This is a genomic window from Mycolicibacterium stellerae, assembly GCF_003719305.1.
Taxonomy (GTDB): Bacteria; Actinomycetota; Actinomycetes; order Mycobacteriales; family Mycobacteriaceae; genus Mycobacterium; species Mycobacterium stellerae.
In genome coordinates this window covers 157,033-169,209 of sequence record NZ_RARC01000001.1, presented here as the reverse complement: position 1 = coordinate 169,209, position 12,177 = coordinate 157,033, and the positions used below count along the sequence as shown (strand labels likewise).

The 12,177-nt window shown below is 64.4% G+C and carries 10 protein-coding genes and 1 pseudogene; 10 read left to right on the top strand and 1 reads right to left on the bottom strand.

What is annotated here, in order from left to right; genetic code table 11:
- The first annotated feature begins 82 nt into the window (after nucleotides 1–82).
- From D6M19_RS00795 to D6M19_RS00750, 9 genes are all read left to right on the top strand, one after another.
- Nucleotides 83–868 carry a spirocyclase AveC family protein gene (locus D6M19_RS00795; RefSeq protein WP_123023260.1) on the top strand — a complete coding sequence of 262 codons (786 nt, stop codon included), beginning with the start codon at nucleotides 83–85 and terminating at the stop codon, nucleotides 866–868.
- 18 nt (nucleotides 869–886) lie between these two features.
- Nucleotides 887–2,083, top strand: a complete 1,197-nt coding sequence (locus D6M19_RS00790) for a cytochrome P450 (protein ID WP_123023259.1) — start codon at nucleotides 887–889, stop codon at nucleotides 2,081–2,083.
- Nucleotides 2,084–2,746: 663 nt separating this feature from the next.
- Nucleotides 2,747–3,934 (top strand): MCE family protein, encoded by a 1,188-nt coding sequence (locus D6M19_RS00780; protein WP_234834638.1) that lies wholly within the window; start codon nucleotides 2,747–2,749, stop codon nucleotides 3,932–3,934.
- Complete coding sequence (locus tag D6M19_RS00775) at nucleotides 3,931–4,956, top strand: MCE family protein (RefSeq protein WP_123023257.1); 1,026 nt, start codon at nucleotides 3,931–3,933, stop codon at nucleotides 4,954–4,956. The genes D6M19_RS00780 and D6M19_RS00775 overlap by 4 nt, the downstream gene beginning before the upstream one ends.
- The gene (locus D6M19_RS00770) at nucleotides 4,956–6,059 is read left to right on the top strand and encodes an MCE family protein (RefSeq protein ID WP_123023613.1); all 1,104 of its coding nucleotides are present in this window, start codon (nucleotides 4,956–4,958) and stop codon (nucleotides 6,057–6,059) included. The genes D6M19_RS00775 and D6M19_RS00770 overlap by 1 nt, the downstream gene beginning before the upstream one ends.
- On the top strand, nucleotides 6,056–7,474 hold the full coding sequence (locus D6M19_RS00765) for an MCE family protein (RefSeq protein WP_123023612.1): 1,419 nt from the start codon (nucleotides 6,056–6,058) through the stop codon (nucleotides 7,472–7,474). The genes D6M19_RS00770 and D6M19_RS00765 overlap by 4 nt, the downstream gene beginning before the upstream one ends.
- Before the next feature lie 47 nt (nucleotides 7,475–7,521).
- Entirely contained in the window at nucleotides 7,522–8,643 is a 1,122-nt protein-coding gene (locus tag D6M19_RS00760; RefSeq protein ID WP_123023611.1) for an MCE family protein, read from the top strand.
- Nucleotides 8,643–10,241, top strand: coding sequence for an MCE family protein (locus D6M19_RS00755; RefSeq protein ID WP_123023610.1), 1,599 nt, complete (start codon nucleotides 8,643–8,645; stop codon nucleotides 10,239–10,241). The genes D6M19_RS00760 and D6M19_RS00755 overlap by 1 nt, the downstream gene beginning before the upstream one ends.
- Nucleotides 10,238–10,720: an Rv2253/PknI dimerization domain-containing protein gene (locus D6M19_RS00750; protein WP_234834637.1), complete on the top strand. Its 483-nt coding sequence runs from the start codon at nucleotides 10,238–10,240 to the stop codon at nucleotides 10,718–10,720. Before D6M19_RS00755 ends, D6M19_RS00750 begins: the two co-directional genes overlap by 4 nt.
- A gap of 9 nt (nucleotides 10,721–10,729) precedes the next feature.
- Here the strand turns inward: D6M19_RS00750 and D6M19_RS00745 are convergent, their stop codons facing one another.
- On the bottom strand, nucleotides 10,730–11,833 hold the full coding sequence (locus tag D6M19_RS00745) for an NAD(P)H-dependent amine dehydrogenase family protein (RefSeq protein ID WP_123023256.1): 1,104 nt from the start codon (nucleotides 11,831–11,833) through the stop codon (nucleotides 10,730–10,732).
- Between the two features lie 126 nt (nucleotides 11,834–11,959).
- On the opposite strand from D6M19_RS00745, the pseudogene D6M19_RS34655 reads away from it, so the two are divergent.
- Nucleotides 11,960–12,091 (top strand): annotated as a pseudogene (locus D6M19_RS34655) (dihydrodipicolinate reductase); the annotation flags it as partial.
- Nucleotides 12,092–12,177 lie beyond the last annotated feature (86 nt).

Sequence of the window (12,177 nt, the reverse complement as noted above, 5' to 3'; positions counted from 1 at the left end):
TCGCGCTGATCGCGGTCATCTTCGGCGCGGTCATCTATTTCGACCCCGAGGCGCGCGGTCGCGCGGGTGAAGAGCGCGATCGGTGAGCACCGAACTGACGCCGCTGCTGATGGCGTCCGTGATCTTCGGCTGGGTCAGCGGCATTCTGTTCTTGGTAGCCGGCGTCTATCTGAGCATTCGCAATCGCCGACTGCACCCGCTGCTGCTGCTCTGCATCTCGGCGATCTCGTTCTCTTGGATCGAGGCGCCCTACGACTGGGCGATGTATGCGCAGTTCCCGCCCGCACTTCCGCGCATGCCGTCGTGGTGGCCGCTGAACATGACGTGGGGCGGGCTGCCGTCGTCGGTGCCCGTGGGATACATCGGTTACTTCTGCCTGCCCGCCGTGATCGGCGCCGCGATCGGGCGACGGCTGATCGCCCGGTTCGGATGGCGCCAGCCGATCACCTTCCTGACCGTGGGTCTCGCCGTCGGCTTCTGTTGGGCGTTGCTCTTCAACGCGGGGTTGGGAGCGCGACTCGGCGTCTTCTACTACGCCTATGTCATCCCGGGTTTGGGCCTGTTCGAGGGGACCCTGCACCAGTACCCCATTTATGACGCCATCGCGATGGGCATTCAGATGATGGTCTTCACCTACCTCCTTGGTCGCACGGATTCGCAAGGACGCAATGTCATCGAAATGTGGTCGGACAAGGTATCGGCGACCCGAGCTCAGTCGGCGATCGTGTCCATCGTCGCTGTCATCGTCATCGGAAACGTTTTGTATGGGGCGGTTTTCGCGCCTCATCTCGTCACCATGCGGATGGGCTACGTGACTTCGGGAACGGGGGAGCAGTTGTTCCCCGGTGTTCCGAACCAACCCAGATAGCTTCGCCAAGGAGGTTTTGTGGCCAGTAGTCCGACCGTCGGGCTGTATTACGACCCGTTCGACTTCGCGATCGACGACGATCCGTATCCGGTGTGGAAACGGATGCGCGCCGAAGCGCCCTTGTATTTCAACGAGAAGTACAACTTCTATGCGCTGAGTCGCTACGACGACGTGGCCCGCGCCCTGCCGGACTGGCAGACATATCGATCGGGACGCGGAACCACGGCAGACATTCTCTTCAGCGGAATCGAAGTGCCGCCGGGGATCCTGCTGTGGGAAGATCCGCCGCTGCACGATCTGCACCGGCGGTTGCTGTCTCGGGTGTTCACCCCGCGCCGGATGCTGGCGGTAGAAGAACTGGTGCGCGAATTCTGCGTCAGCGCACTGGATCCCCTTCTCGATGCCGACGGCTTCGACTTCGTCGCCGATCTCGGCGCGTTCATGCCGATGCGGACCATCGGCTATCTACTGGGCATCCCGGAGGAGGGCCAGCAGCAGATCCGCGATCGCAACGACAAGAGCATCACGGTCGGCGCGGAGCAGGGTGATCTCAGTCAGACGGTCATCGCTGAATCGATCGCCATGTTCGCCGACTACATCGAGTGGAGGTCAACGCATCCCTCCGACGATTTGATGACCGAACTGTTGAACGCGGAGATAGACGAACCGGACGGGACACGTCGTCGCCTCGAACGCACCGAGATACTCGCCTACACCGCGATGATCGCCGGCGCCGGAAACGAAACCACCGCTCGGCTGATCGGATTCATGGGGCAACTGCTCGGTGAACATCCCGATCAACGGCGCGAACTCGTCGAGGATCCGTCGTTGATCCCGTCAGCTGTCGAAGAGACGCTTCGCTATGAGCCGCCGTCGCCGGTGCAGGCGCGTTACGTCGCCGCCGACGTCGACCTGTACGGGCGCGCTGTGACCGAAGGGTCGTACATGTTGCTGCTCAACGGGTCAGCCAATCGCGACGAGACGAAATTCACCGACCCCGACCGTTACGACATCCACCGCAGCGGTGGTCACTTGAGCTTCGGCCAGGGGCTGCACTTCTGCCTCGGCTCGGCGCTGGCCCGGCTCGAGGGGCGGGTCGCGTTCGAAGAGGTTCTCAAGCGATGGCCTGATTGGGATGTCGACTACGGCAACGCGAGCAGGGCCAGGACGTCGAGCGTGCGGGGCTGGGCGAGGCTGCCCGTCAAGACCGGCTAGAAGATCTCCGAGGCGGCTGCGTCAGCCGCAGGCAAACCCGCACACATCACCTGCGCGAGGCAAGCCGGCCCCTTGCATGATGGCACGACGCACGACTCATCAAAGGCGTCGATGTCGCAGTGTTGCGACACAAGACCGATATTCGTCGCAAATTTGACGCCGGGGACAAATAGCAACGAACGCCAATCCGACTGGCGGAGAAACCCATTCGAGACGGGCCGTCCTGACAGCTGACCCACATCGAATTAATCTCCGAATCCGACGTGTGCACTGACTAGTTCCCTTACCGTGCATCTACAACTGCTGCCGCAGGGAGGCGTGATGGCGGCGCGATCTCGGGTGGGTGCAACCCGGTGTGAATACAGCGAACGGATCGGCGACCGCGGGCCGCCGCCCTTCGCCTATTGACCAATTATTGTTATTTTTAGATAATAGCCGTCACCCCAGGCGGAGGCCGATGACATCAGGGGGACCGATGGAGGTACCGCTCACGCGCCGATCTCGGCGCGGGGCATGGCCACTCCCGACGCAACCCGGTGTTGACCAAATACTTGTTCCGGCGGTAACGTGCTCGCCCGGGCGGGGAGTAGCGGCATCACATCAGCGGGGGCACTGTGAATCTTTTCCGTTCGGGACTCGGGTGACGGTGCGAATGGTGGCCGGGTGAGCGGTCGCGCCCTGCGCGCCCTGACCGGCGTCGCCGCCGTCGCCGCCATCGTCGCGGTGGTCGCCCTCGCGGCGACACTCTTTCGCGGCGGTCTGACCGACAGCGTGCCGGTGACCGTGATGTCGCCACGGGCCGGCCTGGTGATGAACCCCGACGCGAAGGTTCAGATCCGCGGCGTACAGGTGGGCAAGGTCGACTCGATAGAGCAGATGCCCAACGGCGAAGCCGCCATTCACCTCGCAATGGACCCCAAGCGGATGAACGCGATACCGGCCAACGTCCTCGTCGACATCGCTTCGACGACGGTGTTCGGTGCCAAGTACGTACAGTTCGTCATTCCGCCCGACCCGTCGGCCGAATCGCTGCGTCCCGGCCAGGTACTCGCCGCCAAGCACGTGATGGTCGAGATCAACACGGTGTTCGAAAACCTGACGTCGGTGTTGTCGAAGGTCGATCCGCCGAAGCTCAACGAGACCCTTGGCGCCATCGCGTCGGCGCTGAACGGCCGCGGCGAGAAGATCGGCCAGATGCTCAGCGACCTGGACGCGTACCTGGCGAAGATCGAGCCGAGCCTGCCCGCGCTGAGCCGCGATCTGGCGCTCGCCCCACAGGTTCTGCGGGCCTACGCTGACGCAGCGCCCGACTTCGTCAGTGTGGCCGACAACGCGGCGCGAATCAGCGACACGATCGTCGACCAAGAACAGAACCTCGACGCCGCACTCGTCAGCGTCACCGGCCTCGCCGACATCGGCAACGACGTCATCGGCACCAACCGGCAACCGCTGACCGACGTCCTTCACCTGCTGGTGCCGACCACCGACCTGCTGAACGAGTACAACCAGGCGCTGTGGTGTGCCCTGTCCGGGATGGCCAACGCTTCGAGTCGCCCGCCGCTGAAGGAGCCCGGCGTCGTCGTGCTGGCGGGCTTTCTGTGGGGGCAGGAGCGCTATCGCTACCCGATGGATCTGCCGAAGGCGGCTGCCACCGGTGGTCCGCAGTGCACCGGTCTGCCCAACCTTCCGTTCGAGGGAGTGCCTCCGTACGTCGTCGCCGACACCGGGACCAACCCGTGGAGGCGCACGTATCCCGGCATTGTGCTGAACGCCGACGCGATCAAGAAGATCATGTTCGGTGAGATCGACGGGCCGCCCCGCAACACGTATCAGATCGGCCAGCCCGGATGAGGCGCTCGCTCCGACCGACCGCGGTCAAATTCGGCGTCTTCGGCATCGTCATGGCAGTCATGACCGCATCCCTGTTCTTCATCTTCGGGCAGTACCAAACCGGCTCGACCCACGAGTATTCGGCAGTTTTCGCAGACGCCTCGCGACTCAAGGTCGGGCAGTCGGTGCGTGTCGGCGGGATGCGGGTCGGGACGGTCGACGGCGTCAAGCTTCAAAAGGACAAGACGGCGCTCGTCACCTTCGATGCCGATCCCGCCGTGCAGATGACCACCGGCACCAAGGTGGCCGTGCGCTATCTCAACCTCGTCGGCGACCGCTATCTCGAGCTCATCGACGGGCCGGGGGACCGACGGCTGCCGCCCGGCTCACAGATTCCTGCGGAGCGAACGCAGCCGGCTCTCGACCTCGACCTCCTTCTCGGCGGCCTCAAACCCGTTATCCGAGGGCTCAATCCACAAGACGTTAACGCTTTGTCGGCGTCGCTGATCCAGATCTTTCAGGGGCAGGGCGGCACCCTGCAGTCGCTGCTGTCCAACACATCCGGGTTCACCACCGCGCTGGCCGAACACAACCAGACGATCCAGGCGCTGATCGACAATCTGCGGACGCTGCTGTCCACGTTGACCAAGGAGGGCGAAAAGTTCTCCGGCACGATCGCCAAACTGGAGACCTTGGTGACTGAGCTTGCGGCGGAGAAGGATCCGATCGGCACGGCCATCGAGTCATTGAACGACGGCAGCGCATCCGTCGCGGAACTGCTCACCGATGCCCGGCCTCCGCTCAAGGGCACCGTCGACCAGTTGAACCGGTTGGTCACGAACATGGACGGCCAGAAGGACCGGCTCGACGCGTCACTGCAGAAGGCGCCGGAGAACTACCGCAAGCTGATCCGCACCGGCTCCTACGGCAGCTTCTTCAACTACTACATCTGCCAACTCACGTGGCGGGTGACCGACCTTGCGGGACGTACCGCCGAGTTTCCCTGGATCAGGCAAGACGGGGGGAGGTGCACCGAACCCTGATGCTGAAATATCGTGGAAAGAGGCTTATCAGGACCGGGTTCATCGGTGTCGTCCTTGCGGTGCTCATCGTCGCGATCGGGCTCTCTCCTGAGACATTGACGTCGATGGCGACGGCCATCCGTTACCAGGCGCAATTCTCCGATGCGGGTGGCCTTACCGCGGGCAACGACGTGACGATCGCCGGAATCAAGGTCGGAAGCGTCTCGGATGTGTCGCTGCAGGGACGCAACGCCCTTGTGACGTTCGCCATCGACAGCACGGTCGAACTCGGGTCTGACACGACGGCACACGTGCGAACCGGAACGCTTCTCGGCGAACGCGTGCTCACTTTGGAGTCCGCCGGAGACGACACGATGCACCCCATGGGCCTCATCCCGGTGTCGCGGACGGCTTCCCCGTACTCGCTGACCGAGGCCGTCAGCGAGCTGACGACCAACACCGCGGGCACCGACACCGATTCACTCAACCAATCGCTGGACACGCTGTCGGAAACGCTGGACCAGGTTGCGCCGCAACTGGGTCCGGCTTTCGACGGCATCACGAAGCTCTCCCAGGCCATCAACGACCGAGACGACACGCTCGGTGCACTGCTCAAAGACGGGGCCGACGTCACCAAGATTCTGTCGGAGCGAAGTGCACAGGTGAACGCTCTCATTCTCAACGGCAACGATCTGGTCGGTGTGCTCAACGAACGCCGCCAGGCGATCGTCGAACTGCTGGTTCATACGTCGGCGTTGGCGAAGCAGCTCTCGGGCCTCATCGCCGACAACGAGGCGAAGCTGGCGCCGACACTGGACAAGCTCAACGCGGTGACAGCGGTGCTGGAGAAGAACCGCGACAACATCGCCAAGGCCATACCAGGGCTGGCGAAATTCCAGACCACGCTCGGCGAAACGATCGGCAATGGCCCCTACTACCAGGCATACGTTCCCAACCTCTTCATCAGCGAACTGTTCCAGCCGTTCTTCGATTATGCATTCGGCTTCCGGCGGGGAACCAACGCCGGTCAGCCACCCGACAACGCCGGTCCGCGCGCCGAGCTTCCCTTCCCGTACAACGGGATTCCTCAGCCCGGCGAACAGTGGGGACCACCACCGCCATGACTGGAAACAGGATCCTGAAACTGGTACTCGCGGCGGTCCTTGCGGTGGCACTCGTCGGCGGCGTCGCCGTGGTCGTCGGACAGACTATCTTCGCGCCCAACACGATCACCGCGTACTTCACCAAAACGGTCGCCATCTATCCCGGCGACGAGGTCCGCATCGCCGGTGTCAAGGTGGGCTCGATCGACTCGATCGAGCCGCTCGGCACCCAGGCCAAGATGACGTTGCGCGTCGACCGCGGCATCTCCGTTCCCGCCGACGCCAAGGCGGTGATCGTCGCCCAGAACCTGATCTCGGCCCGCTATGTGCAACTCGCGCCCGCCTACGAGTCAGGCCCGAAAATGTCGGACGGCGCGGTGATCCCGCTCGACCGAACGGCGATCCCCGTCGAATGGGACGAGGTCAAAGAGCAATTGATGCGGCTGGCAACGGAATTGGGCCCGGACAAGGGGATGTCGACGGGCTCGGTCGGGCGATTCATCGACAGCGCCGCCAACGCTCTTGACGGCAACGGAGACAAGCTGCGTCAAACGCTGGCTCAGCTGTCGGGCGTCGGACGGATCCTCGCCGACGGCAGCGGGAACATCGTGGACACCATCACCAACCTGCAGACATTCGTCACCGCGCTTCGGGACAGCAACGACCAGATCGTGCAGTTCCAGAACAGGTTCGCGACGTTGACGAGCGTCGTCGACGACAGCAGATCAGACCTCGACGCCGCCCTGACCAACTTGTCCGACGTCGTCGACGACACGCAGCGCTTCATCGAGGGCACCCGCGACAAGACCGCCGAACAGATTCGGCTGCTCGGAAACGTCACCCAGAACCTGGCCGATCACCGCATGGACCTGGAGAACGTCCTGCACATCGCACCGCACTCGATTGCCAACGCCGTCAACATGTTCGACCCACGGACGGGAGCCGCGAGCGGTGTCTTCGTGCTCAACAACCTGTCGAGCCCGGTGTGGGCGATCTGCACGATGATGGGCGCACTCGAGAACGTCACGTCCCCTGAGACCGGGAAGCTCTGCGCCCAGTACCTCGGCCCGGCGCTGCGGACCGTGAACATCAACAATCTGCCGATCCCGATCAACCCGTTCCTGACGTCGAACCCGCCGGACTACATGCTCAGATACTCCGAGGACAGGCTCAGGCCGGAGAACGAAGGACAGCCACCCCCGCCGTACGCCGACCCACCCGCGGTATCCGCCTACACGGGTGCAGGCGACATACCTCCGCCGCCGGGCTACGGGCCGCCGCCGGGACCGCCGCCCGCGGCGTCGTTGCCCGAGGCGCCTCCGCCTCAACCCCCATCACCGACATTGCAGGACATGCTGCTGCCCGCAGAGGCGCCACCACCGCCGGGTGACCTGCTCGCACAGGCGCCACCTCCGGGTGACGGGACGCCGCCGTGATCGGGGCAAGGAGCGCGCGGCGCCTGGCGGCGATCGGGTGCGCCGTGATGGTGACCGTTTCCGGGTGTGCGTTCCAGGGCGTGAACTCGCTGCCGCTGCCCGGCGCCGTCGGGCGGGGCGGCGATGCGGCCGTCTACCACGTCGAGCTCACCAATGTCGGTACCCTCGAATCGAATTCGCCGGTGCTGATCGACGATGTGGTCGTCGGCAGCGTCGGCAAGATGAGGTTGCACGGCTGGCACATCGATCTGGACCTGTCGCTGAAGCCGGACGTCGTCGTTCCAGCCAATTCCGTTGCCACGGTCGGCCAGACGAGCCTGCTGGGGTCGATGCACGTGGCGCTCGACCCTCCGCCCGGCGAAGCGCCGAGCGGTCGCCTGAAGCCGGGGGCCACAATCGGGCTGAACAGTTCATCGACCTATCCGTCGACCGAACAGACATTGTCGTCGCTTGCCGCCGTGGTCAACGGCGGGGGACTGGGACAGGTCGGCGACATCGTCGGTAACTTCAACACCGCGCTGAGCGGACGCGGCGAAGTTGTCCGCGATCTGATCGCTCGCCTCGACACGTTCGCCGAAACGCTCTATCAGCAGCGCGACAACATCATCGCCACCATTGACGAACTGAACCGGTTCGCCTCGACGCTCGGCGGCCAACAGGAAGTGCTGACGCGCGCCCTGAACAAGATCCCGCCCGCCTTGGATGTGCTGATCAAGGAACGGCCGAGGCTCACCACCGCGCTGGAGAAGCTCGGCACGTTGAGCGAAACCGTTTCGGGGCTGGTTCACGATACACAGGCCGACCTCGTCAACAACCTGCAGAATCTCGAACCGACACTCAAGGCGCTCGCTGACGTAGGCCCGGATATCGACACCGCCCTTGCGTACATCCCGACGTTCCCGCTCACCCAGAACCTGATCGACCGTGGCGTTCGCGGCGACTACGTAAACCTATGGGTCACCATTGATCTCACCAACCCGCGAATCAAGCGGGGACTTCTGCTCGGCACCCGCCTCGGCCAGGACAGGGCATCGTTGATCCCGGCGCCAGGAGACCCGGGCTACGACGCTTACTACACCAAGTTCCCGCTCGGCGTTGGAACCTCACCGCCGTTTGGCCCCATCCCGAATGCCGACCCGGCGCCATGGGAGCCCGGGGGTGGTGGCTGATGCTGACCAGGTTCGTCCGCATCCAACTGACCGTCTTCACGATCGCATCGATCATCGGCGTGCTGGTCATGGTGATTGCTTACATGCAAGTGCCGACCTTGCTCGGCATCGGCCGGATCACGGTCAAGCTGGAACTTCCCACATCGGGCGGGCTGTACCGGTTTTCCAACGTGACGTACCGCGGCGTCGAAGTCGGCAAGGTGACGGGGATGGACGTGTCGCGAACGCAGGCGACCGCAACCCTCAAGCTCGACACTTCGCCGAAGATCCCCGCCGACCTGGTCGCCGAGGTGCGCAGCGTTTCGGCCGTCGGCGAGCAGTACGTCGAACTGATGCCGCGCACGGATTCGCCGCCGTACCTACAGGACGGCTCGGTGATCGCCATGTCCGACACCAAGATTCCGCAGGCGGTCGGCCCGATGCTCGATCAGGTGAGCACGCTGATCAACAGCGTTCCCAAGGACAAGTTGAGCGGGCTTATCAACGAGTCCTTCGATGCGTTCAACGGCGCGGGCTACGACCTCGGCTCGCTGTTCGACTCCTCGGCGCAGATCTCCGGGGATCTCAACAGGGTGTCCGACCAGTCCTCGGCGCTGATCGAAGACTCTGGTCCGCTTCTCGATTCGCAGGCACAGACGACCGACTCGCTTCGACTGTGGGCGAGAAGCCTTGCCGGGATCACGGGTCAGGTGGTGGCGAACGATCCGCAGGTGCGCACGCTGCTGCAGGAGGGACCGCCCGCTGCCAACGAAGTGTCTCGCCTGCTCGATCAGGTGAAGCCGACGCTGCCCGTCTTGCTGGCGAACCTGACGACATTCGGTCAGGTCGCGGTGACCTACCACCCGTCACTGGAGCAGGTTCTGGTTTTGCTGCCGCCGTTTGTGGGAGATGTTCTCTCCTCGGCGCCCGAGAATAACCCGACCGGGATCCCATTGGGCGACTTCAGGATCCAGATCGGTGATGGGCCGCCGTGCACTGTCGGGTTCCTGCCGCCGTCGCAGTGGCGATCTCCTGCCGACCTGACGACTATCGACACTCCCGACGGCTTGTATTGCAAGCTGCCACAGGACGCGCCGATCGTAGTGCGCGGTGCGCGCAACTCACCGTGTATGGGTGTCCCCGGCAAGCGCGCGCCGACGGTCCAGGAGTGCTACAGCGACAAGCCCTACATGCCGCTGGCGGTCCGGCAGCATTCGCTTGGTCCGTATCCGTTCGACCCCAACCTGATAGCGCAAGGCATTCCGCTCGACGATCGCGTCGATGCCAACGAAAGGCTGTACGCCCCTGTGCAGGGCACACCGATGCCGCCAGGCGCGATGCCATCGGGCACCCCGCCCGATGCGTCACCGCCTGGCGCACCACCTGCGCCGCCGCCTCCTGCGGAGGTCTTCCCGCCGATGGACACCGGAGGGGCTGTGCCCGCAGCGCCGAGTTCGTTCGGCACAGGTGGATCCGAGTCAGGGCCGTCGGTCGCGGTCGCACACTACGATCCGCAGACCGGCCAATATGCGGCACCTGATGGTCGGGTTTTTCGCCAGGAGGATCTCGTCGATCCCGCCAAGTCGTGGCAGGACCTGATCTACAAGGCCGACGTATGAGGCTCGCGCGCTTGGCATTCGGTACCGCGGTCGCGCTCTTGGTCAGTGCGTTCCCGGCGGATGCGGATCCCGGCGACGGCATCGCTTTGAACGGTGCGTACACGGCATTTTCGGATGGTGTCTGGGCCAAGACGAACTCCTCCTATCACGACGAGCGCAGCGTGACCCAGACGTGGACGATCACCTCCGCGTGCAGCACCTATCAGGACTGCACCGGACGGGTGACCAGTGACCAGGGCTGGAGCGCGGACATGGTCTACATGAGCGGCAGTTGGAGGGTGCGTCGCACGGTGGACAACTGGGAGCCGTGTATCGACGGCACGGCGACGCCGGGGGAGCAGACCTTCACCTTCTGGAAGGGCTATCCGGATGCATTTCCCATGATGGGCTTTGACACCACGTTAGGGCGCAGCGGTGCATGCGGGTGGAACAAGCAGCTCAACGTCCGACTGCCGTTCACGCTGACCCCTGTCGCGTGATTTCGCTTGTCACGCAGAGGTGAACGCCCCGCGCGGAATGGTCAGTGGCAGGTCGACCGAGCTGAGCAGACCCGGCTCTGCCGCAACGACATACGGCACCGCGTTCACCACTCGCATCGCCGTCGCGACCATCGCCCCTGCCCCGGAGGTCATGCCCTCGATGCCGGCCTTCTTGCGGTCTCGAAGAGTGACGTCAAAGGTGCAGTCGATATCCGGTGTCCCGGTGACAACCACGCGGTAGCCGAGGGCGTTGGGGAGCGTCGGCCAGTCCGGTGCGACGTCGGGAGCCAACCTGGTGACGTGTTCGATGACGATGGCCTCGCGTCCGTCGACGACACCGATCGCCTGCATGCGAAGCGCGCCGCAGGTGCCCGCCTCGACGGTGCCCATCGCCACCTCCAGCGTCCGCTCGGTCACCGCGCGGTCGAACGTCTCCCTGATCTCCTGAACTTCGACGCCGAGGGCGTCGGCGACCAAACGGATCTGGCCCTGCCACTCGCCCGCGATCGCGCCGGGGAAGCCGATCCACGGTTGATAGTCGAGGGGACGCCCGAAACCCAGTGCATCGCTCATGATGTCGGGGACGCCGTAGTCGTCGTACAGCCCGATCTCGTAGGCGTGGATCTTCTCGATCTGCGACGACTGCGTGGTCAGCACCAGGGGTAGGTAGTCGGCGGCGAACCCCGGCTCGATGCCCGACGCGTAGAGCGAGACCTGGCCCTCCTTCGCGGCGGCCACCAACTGATCTCGCCACTCGGCGGGCTCGTAGGCGTGCGGGTTGACCAGCCGCGTGGTGCTCGTCGTCACCACGTTGATGCCCGCGCTGAGCAGCCGGACGTAGTCGGGGACGGCGAGCGCGTCGCGCTCGGGTCCGCTTGCCGCGTAGATGACGCAGTCGGGTTTGAGCGCGATGAGCGCGTCGGCGTCATTGGTGGCGGCCAGCCCGATGGGCTCGCCGTTCGCGAGCTCCCCGGCGTCGCGGCCTGCCTTCTCGTCGGAGTGCACCCAGACCCCGACGAGGTCCATGTTCGGTCGCTGATGAATGGTGCGGATCGCGATTGATCCGATTCCGCCCGTCGCCCACACCACCACGCGATATTGACCTTCAGTCATCGTTGCTCCTCGCGCCCGGGGGGGTATGACCTAACGTTTGCTCCTGAAGTTAACAGTGACCACTATTATCGTCAATGGAAATCGGGTTATTGTCCGTCCGTCGGGGGCGACGTCGCGGAGCACGGCGCCGGTCGCGCCGCGATGGCCGCGACGGCCATCCGCGTCGTCAACGCGATCCCCTGCGTGATCGACGCTCCCGCAGGCCTGTTGAGCTCGCTGGACATACCGAACGCTTTGCCGCGGCACGCATTCGACTGATTCGCCGAAATCTGCGGGAGGGTTGTGACCGGCAGGGGGCCGACGACCGCTGTGCAGAAATCGCGGATGACTGGCGGTTGACAGGG

Coding starts and splice junctions, on each gene's coding strand:
- D6M19_RS00775 (WP_123023257.1), top strand. CDS start 3,931: ATGAGGCGCTCGCTCCGACCGACCGCGGTCAAATTCGGCGTCTTCGGC.
- D6M19_RS00770 (WP_123023613.1), top strand. CDS start 4,956: ATGCTGAAATATCGTGGAAAGAGGCTTATCAGGACCGGGTTCATCGGT.
- D6M19_RS00765 (WP_123023612.1), top strand. CDS start 6,056: ATGACTGGAAACAGGATCCTGAAACTGGTACTCGCGGCGGTCCTTGCG.
- D6M19_RS00760 (WP_123023611.1), top strand. CDS start 7,522: ATGGTGACCGTTTCCGGGTGTGCGTTCCAGGGCGTGAACTCGCTGCCG.
- D6M19_RS00755 (WP_123023610.1), top strand. CDS start 8,643: ATGCTGACCAGGTTCGTCCGCATCCAACTGACCGTCTTCACGATCGCA.
- D6M19_RS00750 (WP_234834637.1), top strand. CDS start 10,238: ATGAGGCTCGCGCGCTTGGCATTCGGTACCGCGGTCGCGCTCTTGGTC.
- D6M19_RS00745 (WP_123023256.1), bottom strand. CDS start 11,833: ATGACTGAAGGTCAATATCGCGTGGTGGTGTGGGCGACGGGCGGAATC.